Source organism: Marinomonas mediterranea MMB-1, from assembly GCF_000192865.1.
GTDB lineage: Bacteria > Pseudomonadota > Gammaproteobacteria > Pseudomonadales > Marinomonadaceae > Marinomonas > Marinomonas mediterranea.
Genome location: NC_015276.1, coordinates 697,476 through 712,149, shown reverse-complemented (window position 1 = coordinate 712,149; position 14,674 = coordinate 697,476). Strand labels below are relative to the sequence as shown.

The following is a 14,674-nucleotide window of genomic DNA, read 5'->3' as shown; positions in this document are numbered from 1 at the left end:
CCATTGTACAACAAACAAAAACGCTCGACCTAAGCCGAGCGTTGCAACCCTTTAACTTTATGTAAAGAGTTCAGTCAATTTTATTAGCGACAACGAATTAGCAGACAGCTAGTCTGCTTTTGTAACATGCACGTCCATTTGAGGATATGGAATGCCGACACCATTTTCATCAAATGTGTACTTAATTTTTTCTAGCAAATCCGCTCTTACACCCCAGTAGTCTTCAAATTTTCAACAATAGACGCTATTAAAAAAGCTTTAGAATATTGATAACACTATGAAAACTAAACTTATTAGGCCACCAAAAGCTAAAAGACGAAATTGATTATCTTTGGCGAAAAGAAAGGCCTGAAATCACAAAGATCGTTACTTGGGCCGCAGGGCTTGGCGATAGATCTGAAAATGCAGATTATCAATACAACAAGCGAAAATTACGTGAAATAGATCGACGTGTCAGATTTTTGAGAAAGACATTAGATGACATTAAAGTGGTTGATTACCACCCTCAACAAGACGGCAAAATATTTTTTGGCGCATGGGTTGAGCTAGAAGATGAGGACGAGAATACTATTTTCTTTCGAATTGTAGGAACAGAAGAAATCTATGGGCGTAAAGATTACATATCGATCGACTCTCCAATGGCACGAGCCTGCCTGAAAAAAGAAGTTGATGATGAAGTTATAGTAAAAGCACCTTCAGGTGATAAAAGTTGGGTCGTAAATAAAATTACATACCGTCACGAGCAGCAAAATATATGAAGGCCCAGAACACGCAATCTGCAACTACAGTGCTAGTAAGGGACGAATAAGCCTAAAAGCTGAAGATACACTGCATAAGATGCGCAAAAAATGCAGCAAATACACAGAATAGGCAGATAGCTTGCGCTTCTATTGGTTAAACAAAGAAGTCAGAAAACACAGCCAAGCCGTTTGGGAAAACCCCATTGCGGTGTTCCCCGCCGCCGTCCTGTTATGATATAAACCCTTTATCAGTGAATAAACGATTTTTGCTCTTTAAAAACATAACCTTAAAACAGTCCTCAATTGATTGAAGGGGTTTAGGGCGCGTTTTACATAAAAATCAAAAACTTAGCTTGAAATAATGGCGAAAATTCACTAATTTTAAGCATACCTCTTGTGGATAACTTGAGGGCGGGGGAAACGCTAGGTTAACCTGCTGAAATGATTGGAAAAAATAAGGGTACTGTTTCAGACCCGCTGGCCGCTTAGGCCGTTGAGACTTTAAAGATCTCCGCCACGCAAACCAATTCCCCGTTTCAGACCCGCTGGCCGCTTAGGCCGTTGAGACTGGGGGTTGGGGTTTCTATTTTTCGTTAGTATTCAGAGTTTCAGACCCGCTGGCCGCTTAGGCCGTTGAGACAAGATATTATCTTCGTTATGGCGGAAATTATCAATGTTTCAGACCCGCTGGCCGCTTAGGCCGTTGAGACTTACTGAACGAAGACTGGGAGGCATGGGAGCAGAATGTTTCAGACCCGCTGGCCGCTTAGGCCGTTGAGACTTTGGCGGTATTGCCATCATCTCCTCATCAAGCTGTTTCAGACCCGCTGGCCGCTTAGGCCGTTGAGACAAGTAATACTTGCTCAAGTCTTCAGCTATACGATAGGTTTCAGACCCGCTGGCCGCTTAGGCCGTTGAGACTTAGATAGAAGTTGAGAACACGTCAGATGGATTAAGTCGTTTCAGACCCGCTGGCCGCTTAGGCCGTTGAGACTTTGACGCATAAACCTGCGCGCACAAGTGCGTTCTGTTTCAGACCCGCTGGTCGTTGAGACGTGTGACGATGAACCATGACTGTTGGATTGGAACGGTTCGGTTTAACTGGGGGCGATCCGTTAGACAAGACCCCCTCCCAGCCTTAAGTAAGTGAGAGGAGCGAGCTTTGTTCCCTCCCCTTACTTAAGGGGAGGGTTAGGGAGGGGTCTATTAACTGGGAACATCGTTTGCACGTTAAGCGTTCATAAGGACAAATAAACCAATGGATATTAAAATCAAATTAAAGAAAGTTTATAGAATTGCACCAGCGTCATAGTTACCACCACACAAGTTTCAGACCCGCTGGCCGCTAAAGTAACTCTGACGAAGGCCTGAGTCTAAATGGGTTTGAATTTTTGAAACCATTTTCACAAAAAACTAGAATGACCGACGTCTACTTTAATTTTACTTTTTTATAATTTTCTTTACATAATTTGTCCTTAATGTTTAACATGGCATGAGACTGAAAACAGATATGCGAAGGAATGTGGTAGTTTTTAAGTAGCTTACCTTTAATCTCTCTCCCCTCCTCGTGACTCCTTTGCTATCTGAATATTTACGACAACGAAAGGAGATCATCGTGGCACGCACAAGGTTGGTAGATAGCTCTCAATTAGACGCTCTGCAAAGCGCACTCTCTTCTCTAGACCAAGAATCACAATGGCAAACCTATGAATGCACTTTAATCACCCCTATGTACGGCGGTGGTGTTGAAGCTGGTGAGGTCGATAAACAAATGCCCATACGAGCCAGTGAAATTCGAGGCCATTTACGCTTTTGGTGGCGTTTACTTTATGGCACACAAGACAGCAAAGAAACCTTTGATAGAGAAAAAGCTATTTGGGGAGGCATTGCGGCAAATCCAAAAGATATTAAAAAAAGTCTAGTTTCTATCAAAGTAACCACTCACGCCCCCATACACTTAAAGCCCTCAACTACCTACACCGATGTGAAGAATGGAAACACTAATAAAATAAACAAAAACAGCCTCGGCTATGCCTTCGGGGCAGCAAGTATTCTTACAGAAAATGAAGAAGATATTTGTTGGTTAAGTGAAGGAACACGCTTTACCCTTTATATAAAACTTGATATTCCAGAACCTTCCCACAAGAACAAAGAAGACATTGAGGAACAAATTAATTCAAGCATTAAATATTGGGCTAATTTCGGCGGATTAGGGGCACGAACACGCAGAGGTTTTGGTTCGATATATTCTTCTGCATTCTCCATAAAATCTAACACAGAAATAGAAAGCCTAATTAAAAAGCTAACTAATTCAAAATTTGCTTTACTTCAAAGTAAGTCCGCAAGTGCTGTTACCGCATGGGAAACTGCGAGTCAGCGGCTTTCCTCTTTTAGGCAAATTGGAATTGGCCGTAAAAGCCATAAAAATCGCAGTACATGGCCAGAGCCAGATCAGCTTAGGCGTTTTACAGACAAAAATGACAACGGTAAGCACAAACCAGAGCATAAAGCTGGTAATGTTTTTCCTAGAGCAGCCTTTGGGATGCCTATTTTATTTAAATTTAAAAGTTCGTCTGATCCTCAAACACTCAGACTGCTTCCTCAAGGCGCTGAAAGGTTTGCAAGCCCATTAATAATAAGGCCAATACAACTCCAAGAGGGTTGTGTAGCGATCGCATTGCTCCTGCCCAACTGGCAGCAAGCACTAACACAAGAACTGGAGCTACAGACAGAGAAAGATGATACTTTTCTAGTGGCTAACAAGGAGCCCCCCATGTCCTGGGGAGAGCGAAATGGCGCTGAGTTAGCAAGCCTTATCACTCCAATGCAAGGTCGCGCTGACAATCCACTTGAAGCTTTTCTGGATTACTTTGAAAAAGGACGTTAACAATGAACACCTACCTAATCACCATCGCCATTGGTCCTGTTCAAAGTTTAATTGAAGCAGCACGCCGGACTCGCGATTTATGGACAGGCTCATGGGTACTGTCTGAGTGCGCAAAAGCCGCAGCCAAAAGCTTACATGACAACCAAGCTAACTTACCTAATACTGGCTCTTCTTGCTTGATTTTTCCAAGCCCTGAATCACCAGAGACAGAGTTACTACCGTCTGACTTTAATGATCAATACGCCAATATTTCAAATGTAATACGTGCTGAAATACAAGCAGAAGAGACGGATGATATAAAAGTCATTGCCGAACAAGCAAAACAAGCCGCTAAAAATCGACTTACAGCGATAGCAGAAAGCGCGCTAAATTCAGCAAAAGGGTTACCGATTCGTCGTGACCTTTGGCATAACCAGATTGAACATATCCTCGAAATGTTCGCTGTCTGGGTCAAAGTAGAAGACAACCAATATCAAACGGCGTCTAAAAAGCTCAATGCGCTGCTACTGGCACGTAAAGCAAGTCGCCACTTTGAGAATCCAGAGATTTCAGAAGAGCATGGTTCACTGCTTAAATCGTCTCTAGACGGAGCATCAGAATCCGTAGTCGCTTTAGAAGAGAAGGACAAAACAACTTCTGAAGAGAGCAATAGCATTGTCAGTTTTAAAAGCGGATCAATCAAACGCTACAAACGTAAGCTGGGGCTAGCGAATAAAGAAGTGCTCGATGCGTTAGGGGTCATTAAACGACTGTCTGGAAAAGCCGAGCAATTTACACCTTACCCCAGAATTTGTGCGGATGATTGGCTAAATACCCTATCAAACGACCAACAGGAAAGCCTCTCGTTACACTTTGACAAGCTTAAAAATGCTACGGATTCCGATTACGGCGATGCTTGCCTAGTTACGGATGTAAAAGGTAACAACAATGCGTATAGCGACTTTCCATTTGACGGCGAGCTTTTGTACGACTTTCGATTGCAAAACGCGCTACAAAATACAGAAAGAGACAAAAGCCTAAGCACATCAGAGCAACGTGTGTTAGGCGAGCTGCAAAATAGCCTTCGTAGCATTAACAGTAACCCAGTACCCTATGGCGTTATTCTAAAAGCCGATGGCGATAACATGGGAGAACTCTTCTCCCAAGCTCAATCCGCGACACAATCAAGAGCCATTTCTCAGGCACTGCATAAATTTGCCAGCAGCGTCAGGCAATTAGTACAAAAACATCAAGGTCATGCCATTTACGCAGGTGGCGACGATGTACTGGCAATGCTCCCCCTAGACCAAGCAATTCCCTGTGCAGAAGGCCTTATAGACGAGTTTAGCAATTGCATGTCAAGCATAATACAAGAGCATCACCTAGACATTACAAAAGTACCTTCGCTGTCCGTCGGGTTAGCAATCGGCCACTTTATGCAACCTCTCGGCCACCTACGAGCACGAGCCGTACGGGCAGAAAAACTCGCCAAAGGTGACCACCTTCCTTCAGACAAGAAGCGAAACGCGCTTAGTATTTGCCTTGGTCTACGGTCAGGGCCTGAAGTGAGCTGGCGTTGCAGATGGGACGACGAAGAAACAATAAACGCCTTGAAGACAGTTATGAACGCCTACAGCGGAAACGCTCAGGAACTTTCCAGTCGAACAGGTTTCGCTATTCGTTCTGTGGCGTTGCAATTTGCTTGGTCTAAAACATCGTCTGAGATCATCTCCCCCATTCAACAAGCGGAACTGAAACGCTTACTCGACAACCTGAACAAAAAAGGTGGAGAACACAAAATCTCCAAAGAGATGATCGCACTCTTGACCCAACAAGCTGAGCATATCGGCCTAGAAGCCCTCGCGGACCTGCTCATTATTGCCCGCTGGCTCTCCGCGAAAGCTATGTCTGATTTAGGAGCAATGGAATAATGCACACTCACGATCAAAAAGAAAACACCTACCTACTGGATCCGAAAGCGCCGTTAATTATTCGCTCTGGCAGGCCTTTTGACGAACAAGCAGGCGCTGACGATGCACGCTTTCCGCCGCCCTCTACCATGGCGGGCGCTCTGCGAGCCGCTTACGCACGTGCAAACAACATCGGCTTTAATAAAGAAAACACGCAAGACATCTTGTCTAAAGCAATTAAAGGCCCTCTTCCTGTTAAGCAAAGCACCGAAGAAGATATAAAGACATTGCTTGTGCCAAAGCCCGAAGATGCGCAATATTATTATGATCAGGCAGGAAACATCGAAATCGTCCGTCTTTCCCCAAGAGAGCTGGATGAAAACGAAGGTTGGGATCTCCCACGCCGCTTACTTCCAGTTTCTTATCATGACGATCAAGAAAAACGACATGGAAAGCCCGCGAAAGGCGCACAATGGTGGTCACTAAAAGACTTATTGGAGTGGAGGCTGCATAAGCCAATTAACTACAAAGAAGTACACAAGAATGGCTGGATTCCGCCAGCCGACGACATTCGCACCCACGTCGCCATTAATCCTCAAAGCTTTGCCGCAGAAGACGGGCAGCTATTCCAAACATCTGGCTTACCGATGTGGCAAGTAAAAAAAGAGAATCAGTCAGCTTTTCCAGACGAGAAGATCTTGCTTGCAGGGTGTATTAATGGTGACTTGTTTCCCGAAGCCCACTCTAAAAATGACACACCGCAATCATTAAATATTGGTGGAGAGCGGCGGTTAGCTGAAATCCTCACTGAAGATCAACTCTGGCCGCAGCCAGACGAACAAATCCTACGAGACATCCTCGAAGGGGAAGCTCTCTCTCTTACCCTGCTAACACCTGCCATTTTTAAAGACGGTTGGCTTCCTTGCCAACAAGACGAAAATGGCCATTTTATTTATCGTCCACCAAACACCAACACCCTAGAACTGGAACTTGTCAGTGCTGCCATTGGCCGCTGGACAGCACAGTCAGGCTGGGATCTTGCAAAGCATCAACCTAAACCTTCTCGTAAATTGGTTCCCGCAGGCGCCGTATATTGGTTTCGAGTAAGAGAAGGCAATAAGCATGATTTAGAACAACTTTGGTTTAGCAATATCAGCACCAAAGAACAAGATAGAAAAGACGGCTTCGGCCTTGTTTTACCGCATTCGACAACCCTTTCTGCATCTGGAGCAAAATAATGGACTTAAATATCTACCACCTGCATACACACTCTGCCCTTCACTGTGGAACAGGCCAATCCGCTGGTATTGTCGATTTACCCATAGCCAGAGACAAAGCAACTCATTTACCCATCGTCCCAGGCTCCTCACTACGAGGTGTTTTAAGAGACAAAATACGAGCCAATGAGAAAGACATCGAAAAAGCACTATTTGGCCCGAGAGACATTCAGTCGAGTGAGCAAAGTTTCGCGGGTGCGCTGTCACTCGGCGACGCCAACCTACTTGTTCTACCCATTCGCTCCTTAAATGGCATTGTCGCCTATGCGACCTGCCCATTTGTTTTACGAAATTATGCGAACGACACAAAAATATCAGTAAAAGAAACTCCTCTTCCACAACCGAGCGCCCAACAAGCTCTTGTAAGCAATGAAAATGTGAATGTTATTCAGCATGACAATCATACGGAGCTGCTTGTCTTGGAAGATTTAGACATCTCCGCTGAAAAAGACGAAAAGGTTCAAGCATGGGCAAAGAAAATTGCAGAAGCCGTCTATTCAGAACAAAGCGACTTAAAAGATGAGTTCATTAACCGTTTTGTTGTCCTAAGCGACAACGTATTTAGCTATCTCAGCACCACGGCAACGGAGTTGCGCACGCGCATCCGCATCACCGAAAAAACAGGTGTTGTAAAAGAGGGAGCTCTTTGGAGTGAAGAAAACTTACCTGCTAATGCCATTTTGTGGGGGGTATACAGCCTAAGTGATTCCCGTGATAAAAAACAGGAACTCACCGCACCGGAACTAAAAGAAAAGCTCAGCGCATCCTATACACTGCAAATGGGTGGCAACGCTGGCATTGGCCGTGGCCTTGTCAGCCTTTTCACTAAAAAAGAAGAAAAAGAAACAGGAGGTCAAGAATGATCTCTGTTCGACAACATAAAATCGCAGAAGCGGCCTACGATTGCGTGAACAAACGCATAGAAGAAGGCATCGACCAAAAAAAGTACGCTGCACTAGCAAATAAACTTCCAAACTTAATCTTACAGAATGGCCTCGCACAAGCAACGGGCTTTCTAATGGCTAAAAACGAATCGACAAATGAACATAAAAAATTATTAAACGACCTCGCCTTCGTGGTTAATAGCGGCCACCTAGAAAACCAGAATACGCCAAACTCAGACAACGGCAAAGAGCTGCACCAGCAAATCATTCAGTCTGATATGACAAAATTCATGCAGTTAACTCAACAATCCCTCGATGCCAGTGGAGCACTTCGTCGCTATGTTCAAGGTTTAATGGACACAAACAAAAAGGATGATGATTCGCAGGAGGAAACCTTATGAGCTCTGTTCAATTAGTTCCCCAGAGATTATTTAACATTTATGAGATGCACCTAAAAAGTAGAACAAGTAATGGCCTGCATTCGGGCTTATTATTGGATAAGGGCTACCCTGCATCCTCCACTGGTGTTAATACAGATAAGGAAGCAAAAGCCCGCTTTATTAAGAGCATATGTGGTATTAAAGCAAGCGAACTCTATACAAAGGAATTTAACCAATGGTTACGACTAACAAGTAAAAAATCGAATTCGGGTAAACACACAAACAATTTTGAACAATTACCTTTAACCCTCTCCAATCGGCTACTAATTGGGTTAAACGGAGGTGGTGCACTAGAAACAGGCTGCATGATCAATCACCACAATGGCATGCCTTATATACCTGGATCAAGCATAAAAGGCGCAGTACGAAACTTTGCAAGTCGTAACTTAAAAGACCATGAAAGCGTATGGGTACAATTTTTTGGCAATAAGCCAGAAGACGATTTAGAAGACCCTTTTGCAGGCTTGATTACCTTTCACGATGCATGGTGGATACCCAATAGTGCTCCATCAGAGAATGCTGGTAATTTCAGTAATTTTCCATTTATACAAGACATCGTTACTACACACCATGCTGAGTATTATTCTAAGGAAGGTAAGTCTCTCGCAACCGATTTTGATGATCCTATACCCAACTCTTTAATCAGCGTTCATGGCAGCTTTTTGTTTGTCATTGGAGGGAATGAAAATTACTTGGGTGTAGTGAAACAAATGCTTGAAAAAACGCTTAAAGAAAATGGCATTGGTGCAAAAAGCACTGCTGGCTATGGCTACTTTGACGAAGCTGATGAATCGATAACAAAGCAGTTTTCAATACTCTTAAGCGATACAGAAAACACGAACACAACTCCCCATTCATCTGAACTAATTCGCGAAGTTAGCGAGATCAAGTTAAGTAAAATTCCCGATATATTTGGTAGAAATAGAAATAAAACCAAAAACGAAAAAGGAAAAGACTATAGATCACTATGTCTACTAGTTTGCAAGCACTTTGGTGATGAAATAGCAAATTGGGCGACGGAGTCGGGTAATAAAGCCAAGGCCTACAAAGAACTAAAAGAGTTTTTGGAATAAAACCAGTTAACCCTTTTATGAGCAAATCTGAGAGAGCGTAGAAGTGCAAAGCAACCTGTTAAATCCTCATTTACAACCGTTAAAATAAAAGCGAGTCAGAATGGAACTACTAACTAAGTTTTGGAGTTTACTGTCAAATTATGGAAACGCCCTCAATCTTATTGCAATAGTAATAAGTGTAATCGCCCTATCTCGTTCCTTAAGTAAGTCTGTCCCTATTCTTTATAGGCTAGGAAAAGCACTATCAAGCCATGAAATACTGATCTACGCAGATGATCGGTATGAAGATTTAAAAGAAACCTTAGAGGACTCTGGCTTATTCGACCCTAAGAAAATAAAAAAAGTGGGGATTAATAACCTAGATAAAATCAGATCTGCCGACATTTGTATTGTCCATTATCAATGCGCTAAAAACTCAATAATAAAAGAAAATGATCGTCTTAACCTTCAAGAGCACCAACGAGACAATACAATTAGTCGCATAATTAACCTCAAATCAAATAACAATAGCCTAATTGTTTACGCACCTCATGGAGAAAGGCTACAAAACGAAGAATTTGGTTTACTTGACTCTAAAAACAATACCGCACTAACTAACTTTCGAGGCAGGTTAGTGTCCGATGTACTCATATCAATGATCGCTATGAAAAGACAAAAAGCTCTTTTTTAGTTTTTAATGTAAGCAACTTAAGGTCAATAGAGGCCATAAAATGAACAACGCCAAAACTAAATCCGATACAGATGGCGAGCAGTATCTAAAAGACAGCTTTCAACGCGAACAAGAGTTGCTCGAAAGTAAACTCTTGTTCGCAAACCAAAACATTACCCATAATGGTGAACGAGGTGAGGTTAACGAAAAGCACTTTATCGAATATCTACGTTCGCACCTACCAAAGCGCTATTCCGTTGATTCGGCCATAGTAGTCGATTCCAATGGAAAAACCAGCAATCAGATTGACATTGTTGTCTACGACAATCAGTACACCCCAACACTCTTTGCACAACAAGATTTTTGCTACGTACCCGCAGAAGCGGTTTATGCCGTTATAGAAGTAAAGCCTGAAGTAAATAGAGACTATATCGAATACGCACAAAAACAAGCCTATTCAGTTGAAGCGCTAGAACGCACAAGTATAGAGATCACTCATGCTGGTGGAGTGTATAAACCTAAACCACTTTTCAAAATAATCACTGGGCTTATAGCCTTAAAAACAGGCTGGCAAGAAGGCTTAGCGAGCAACAGTTTCAAAGACGCTATTCAAATGCCATATACTAATCAAACAAGGCTTGATTTTGTCACGTCATTACAAGGCGGCCATTTTGATTGCTTCGAAAAGGGAAACGAACACTACAGCCAGCAGAATCATCTCACCTTTTTCTTATTTAGATTGCTAAGTCAACTACAGTCACTGGGCACTGTCCCAGCCGTAGACTGGAACAAGTACGCAAACGTTTTAACAGAACAGTCTAAACCAGATTAAAGGTAACAATGCTGAATTCCCCTCTTATAGACGCCGTTTTGCCTTTACGCAGTGTGGTCATCACACTGCGTTGGCTGTCGCCAAGCAAAACGGGCTTTTTGCATCATGCGGGTTTGCACGCTTGGGTACGCTTTCTCGCTGGCAGTCCAGAACAGTTTAGCGACTTTATCGTCGTCGAACCTATAGAAAACGGCCACATTAGTTACCAAGCAGGAGACGGTTACAGGTTTCGAATTACCGTGTTAAACGGTGGTGAAAGCCTGCTCGATACGCTCTTCTCTTCGTTAAAACGGCTCCCAGAAAGCGCCGCTAATCACCCAGACATAGCGGGCGCTTTCTCGGACAACCTCGTCTTAGAAAAAATCGAAGATACATTTGAGCACCATCAAGTCACACAAATAGAAGACCTAAGCGTGTTTGATATTAATGCGCTAATGCTCGAAACCGCGGTTTGGTCACGTCAACGACGGTTCAAAGTGGCCTTCAACACCCCAGCGAGGCTCGTCAAACCCAAGCCAGAAGATGGCACAGAGCTAAAAGGCCAAAACCGTTACTGCCGTGATAAATCCGACTTAAACTGGCAGCTCTTTACGCATCGCCTCACCGATACCTTTATTAACCTCTTTCAAAGCCGAACTGGCGAGCGTTTACAAAGGCAAAACTGGCCCGAAGCGCAACTCCACGCAGGGTTAGCGGTTTGGCTAAACAACAGTTACACCAATAAAAAAGAGAAAAAAGTCAAAGACGCCAGCGGCATGTTGGCGCAAATGCAAATCGAGATTGATGACGACTTCCCTGCCGATTTACTCGCGCTTCTTGTTCTGGGTCAATACATCGGCATGGGCCAAAATCGCGCATTCGGTATGGGGCAATATCAACTGCAAGATGCTTATGGTTACTGCAGCTACCCTCGCCCTCAAGCGGCCAAAAGTCTGCTCGAAAAAAGTCTATCTGATGCAAGCTTACACCAAGCCTGCCAAACCATGTACCCAAGACAAGCTAACTTTGACTCGTCGGACACCGACGAAGAGCATCACGACGCCATCGACGAGCTGCTTACCAAACTCTATGTAAGCCGCGAACGTATTTTCAAACGAGAGTTTACTCCAAGCCAGTTACACTCTGTCGAAATCGAAAAGCCAGAAGGCGGAACACGACTGCTGTCGGTTCCCAATTGGCACGACCGCACCTTACAAAAAGCGGTAACAGAATGCCTTGGCAACACCCTAGAACACATATGGATGAAGCACAGCTATGGCTACCGAAAGGGACACTCTCGCCTACAGGCCCGAGACCAAATCAACCAATACATTCAGCAAGGCTACGAATGGGTACTCGAAAGCGACATAGAAAGCTTCTTCGACAGTGTCAATTGGCTGAACCTAGAACAACGACTGAAACTACTATTGCCTAATGAACCGTTAGTCCCCTTACTCATGCAATGGGTCAGTGCAGCGAAACAAACCGAAGATGAGCAAACGCTTGCGCGCCATAACGGCCTGCCACAAGGCGCGCCGATCAGTCCGATACTGGCTAACCTATTACTTGATGACCTCGACCAAGATATGATCGCCAAAGGGCATCAAATCGTCCGCTACGCTGATGATTTTGTCTTACTTTTTAAATCAAAAGCGGCGGCAGAAAGCGCACTCGACGACATAATAACAGCCCTTAAAGAGCATCATCTCGCTATCAACCTTGAAAAAACGCGTATTGTCGAAGCGTCTCAAGGGTTCCGCTATTTAGGCTACTTATTTGTCGATGGCTACGCGATCGAAACCAAACGCGAATACCGCAAAGAGCACGCTCAACTCGACAAACAGCTGAACGCCTCTTCGCTCGAAAACGAGCCCTCTCTACAACAGGAACCTGCTGTACAAAACGAACAAAGCACGCTTATTGGAGAGCGCGAAAAGCTAGGCACATTGCTCATCATAGCAGGGGACATTGCGATGCTAAGCAGTGAAAAACAACGCCTAATAGTCGAACAATACGACGAGCTGCATACTTACCCTTGGGCCACGTTGAGTTCCGTGTTGCTTGTAGGCCCGCACCACATCACCACCCCCGCTCTAAAATCGGCTATGTTCCACAATGTACCCGTACACTTTGCTAGCCAATATGGCCGCTACCAAGGGGTTTCCGCAGGTGCTGCGCCCAGTGTGTTTGGCGCCGATTTTTGGTTACTTCAAGCTCAATACTTACAACAAGAAACAAACGCACTCAACATTAGCCAAGTGCTAATACAAGCCAGAATAGAGGGTATAAGAGCCGTCATAAGCCGTAGAGAAAAAGATGCCCCTGAGCTGAACAAAATTCAACGCTTGGACGAAAAACGCTTACGGGCAGAAACATTAGATCAATTACGAGGCTATGAAGGCCAAGCCAGCAAACAACTGTGGGCATTCTTCCAGCGTATACTCGAAGAAGATTGGGGCTTTACAGGGCGTAATAGACGCCCTCCCAAAGACCCGATCAACGCCCTACTTTCATTAGGCTACACCTATCTATACAGCTTAGTAGACAGTGTCAATAGAACGGTTGGACTCTACCCTTGGCAAGGCGCACTGCACCAGCGTCATGGTTACCATCACACCCTAGCTTCTGACCTAATGGAACCTTGGCGTTACCTTGTCGAACACGTCGTCTTAACCCTAATAAATCGTCACCAAATACATAAGGATGACTTTGTCATCAAAGAAAATGGTTGCGAAATGAGCAGTGGCGCGAGAAAAACACTTCTAAAAGAACTCTTGGTTCAACTGACTAAAGTGCCTAAGGGAGGAAACAGTCTGCTCACCGAAATGAGCAACCAATCTTACCGTTTAGCCCTAAGCTGCAAAATGCAACAACGCTTTATCGCTTGGAGCCCTAAAAGATGAGAATATACCTTGCCTGTTTCGACATCGAAGACGATAAAAAACGCCGTAAGCTCTCAAATTTACTCTTAGAATATGGCGATCGAGTCCAGTACTCGGTATTCGAAATCAGCCTAAAAGATGAAAACGAGCTGCATAAGCTGCGTAAAAAATGCAGCAAATACACAGAAGAAGCAGATAGCCTGCGCTTCTATTGGTTAAACAAAGAATCCAGAAAACACAGCCAAGACGTTTGGGGAAACCCCATTGCGGTGTTCCCCGCCGCCGTCCTGTTATGATATAAACCCTTTATCAGTGAATAAACGGTTTTTGCTCTTTAAAAACAAAAACTTAAAACAGTCCTCTATCGATTGAAGGGGTATGAGGGCGCGTTTTTCATAAAAATCAAAAACTTAGCTTGAAATAATAGCGAAAATTCGCTAATTTTAAGTCTACCTCTTGTGGATAACTTGAGGGCGGGGGAAACGCTAGGTTAACCTGCTGAAATGATTGGAAAAAATAAGGGTACTGTTTCAGACCCGCTGGCCGTTGAGACCATATGAGACATTATCCCAATTAATGTCTTCTGCGTTTCAGACCCGCTGGCCGTTGAGACCATATGAGACATTATCCCAATTAATGTCTTCTGCGTTTCAGACCCGCTGGCCGTTGAGACCTTCCTTGTCCCCTTTTGGGAGGCATCCTTGCCTGTTTCAGACCCACTGGCCGCTTAGGCCGTTGAGACTCAAAATAGTTGCTTAAAGAAGGCTTCACAACCTGTTTCAGACCCGCTGGCCGCTTAGGCCGTTGAGACCTTAAGTAATAACTAGTTTCTTCTTCTAGTTGGTTGTTTCAGACCCGCTGGCCGCTTAGGCCGTTGAGACAAGAGAATCTATTTCCTTCCATGATCACTACAGGCTCAGTTTCAGACCCGCTGGCCGCTTAGGCCGTTGAGACGAAAGAGTACTTTTTATTAAAAAAATAAACAGAGAAGTTTCAGACCCGCTGGCCGCTTAGGCCGTTGAGACTTTGCTTGTATTAGTTACCTTAATTAAAATTCCGCCATGTTTCAGACCCGCTGGCCGCTTAGGCCGTTGAGACGAAAGAGTACTTTTTATTAAAAAATAAACAGAGAAGTTTCAGAC

The 14,674-nt window shown here is 44.1% G+C and carries 10 protein-coding genes, 1 pseudogene and 2 CRISPR repeat arrays (1 of these 13 running past the window's edge); all 11 genes and pseudogenes read left to right on the top strand.

The features are described from left to right. Positions 1-308: 308 nt before the first annotated feature. Positions 309-758 (top strand): annotated as a pseudogene (gene greB / locus MARME_RS03410) (transcription elongation factor GreB); the annotation flags it as partial. A gap of 447 nt (positions 759-1,205) precedes the next feature. Beyond that, positions 1,206-1,734: direct repeats of the CRISPR family, unit length 35 nt; unit sequence GTTTCAGACCCGCTGGCCGCTTAGGCCGTTGAGAC. A gap of 621 nt (positions 1,735-2,355) precedes the next feature. Continuing rightward, the gene (gene cmr1, locus MARME_RS03405; RefSeq protein WP_013659866.1) at positions 2,356-3,627 is read left to right on the top strand and encodes a type III-B CRISPR module RAMP protein Cmr1; all 1,272 of its coding nucleotides are present in this window, start codon (positions 2,356-2,358) and stop codon (positions 3,625-3,627) included. Between the two features lie 2 nt (positions 3,628-3,629). Beyond that, a complete protein-coding gene (gene cas10 / locus MARME_RS03400) occupies positions 3,630-5,537 on the top strand; it encodes a type III-B CRISPR-associated protein Cas10/Cmr2 (protein ID WP_013659865.1) in 1,908 nt (635 codons plus the stop codon). Continuing rightward, positions 5,537-6,754 (top strand): type III-B CRISPR module-associated Cmr3 family protein, encoded by a 1,218-nt coding sequence (locus MARME_RS03395; protein ID WP_013659864.1) that lies wholly within the window; start codon positions 5,537-5,539, stop codon positions 6,752-6,754. The genes cas10 and MARME_RS03395 overlap by 1 nt, the downstream gene beginning before the upstream one ends. Then, the gene (gene cmr4 / locus MARME_RS03390; RefSeq protein WP_013659863.1) at positions 6,754-7,656 is read left to right on the top strand and encodes a type III-B CRISPR module RAMP protein Cmr4; all 903 of its coding nucleotides are present in this window, start codon (positions 6,754-6,756) and stop codon (positions 7,654-7,656) included. Before MARME_RS03395 ends, cmr4 begins: the two co-directional genes overlap by 1 nt. After that, on the top strand, positions 7,653-8,078 hold the full coding sequence (gene cmr5 / locus MARME_RS03385; protein ID WP_013659862.1) for a type III-B CRISPR module-associated protein Cmr5: 426 nt from the start codon (positions 7,653-7,655) through the stop codon (positions 8,076-8,078). The genes cmr4 and cmr5 overlap by 4 nt, the downstream gene beginning before the upstream one ends. After that, the gene (cmr6, locus tag MARME_RS03380; RefSeq protein ID WP_013659861.1) at positions 8,075-9,190 is read left to right on the top strand and encodes a type III-B CRISPR module RAMP protein Cmr6; all 1,116 of its coding nucleotides are present in this window, start codon (positions 8,075-8,077) and stop codon (positions 9,188-9,190) included. The genes cmr5 and cmr6 overlap by 4 nt, the downstream gene beginning before the upstream one ends. 100 nt (positions 9,191-9,290) lie before the next feature. Then, positions 9,291-9,860: a hypothetical protein gene (locus MARME_RS03375; RefSeq protein ID WP_013659860.1), complete on the top strand. Its 570-nt coding sequence runs from the start codon at positions 9,291-9,293 to the stop codon at positions 9,858-9,860. Positions 9,861-9,900: 40 nt separating this feature from the next. Next, a complete protein-coding gene (locus MARME_RS03370; protein WP_013659859.1) occupies positions 9,901-10,671 on the top strand; it encodes a DUF6602 domain-containing protein in 771 nt (256 codons plus the stop codon). 8 nt (positions 10,672-10,679) lie between these two features. Then, positions 10,680-13,553: a CRISPR-associated endonuclease Cas1 gene (cas1, locus tag MARME_RS03365; protein ID WP_013659858.1), complete on the top strand. Its 2,874-nt coding sequence runs from the start codon at positions 10,680-10,682 to the stop codon at positions 13,551-13,553. Continuing rightward, a complete protein-coding gene (cas2, locus tag MARME_RS03360) occupies positions 13,550-13,828 on the top strand; it encodes a CRISPR-associated endonuclease Cas2 (RefSeq protein ID WP_013659857.1) in 279 nt (92 codons plus the stop codon). Before cas1 ends, cas2 begins: the two co-directional genes overlap by 4 nt. Before the next feature lie 411 nt (positions 13,829-14,239). Beyond that, a CRISPR array of direct repeats spans positions 14,240-14,674; the repeat unit is 35 nt; unit sequence GTTTCAGACCCGCTGGCCGCTTAGGCCGTTGAGAC; it runs 2,658 nt beyond the window's last position.

What these genes read in the sequence shown, in the direction of transcription:
- cas10 (WP_013659865.1), top strand. Translation starts at nt 3,630, where the DNA reads ATGAACACCTACCTAATCACCATCGCCATTGGTCCTGTTCAAAGTTTA.
- MARME_RS03395 (WP_013659864.1), top strand. Translation starts at nt 5,537, where the DNA reads ATGCACACTCACGATCAAAAAGAAAACACCTACCTACTGGATCCGAAA.
- cmr4 (WP_013659863.1), top strand. Translation starts at nt 6,754, where the DNA reads ATGGACTTAAATATCTACCACCTGCATACACACTCTGCCCTTCACTGT.
- cmr5 (WP_013659862.1), top strand. Translation starts at nt 7,653, where the DNA reads ATGATCTCTGTTCGACAACATAAAATCGCAGAAGCGGCCTACGATTGC.
- cmr6 (WP_013659861.1), top strand. Translation starts at nt 8,075, where the DNA reads ATGAGCTCTGTTCAATTAGTTCCCCAGAGATTATTTAACATTTATGAG.
- MARME_RS03375 (WP_013659860.1), top strand. Translation starts at nt 9,291, where the DNA reads ATGGAACTACTAACTAAGTTTTGGAGTTTACTGTCAAATTATGGAAAC.
- MARME_RS03370 (WP_013659859.1), top strand. Translation starts at nt 9,901, where the DNA reads ATGAACAACGCCAAAACTAAATCCGATACAGATGGCGAGCAGTATCTA.
- cas1 (WP_013659858.1), top strand. Translation starts at nt 10,680, where the DNA reads ATGCTGAATTCCCCTCTTATAGACGCCGTTTTGCCTTTACGCAGTGTG.
- cas2 (WP_013659857.1), top strand. Translation starts at nt 13,550, where the DNA reads ATGAGAATATACCTTGCCTGTTTCGACATCGAAGACGATAAAAAACGC.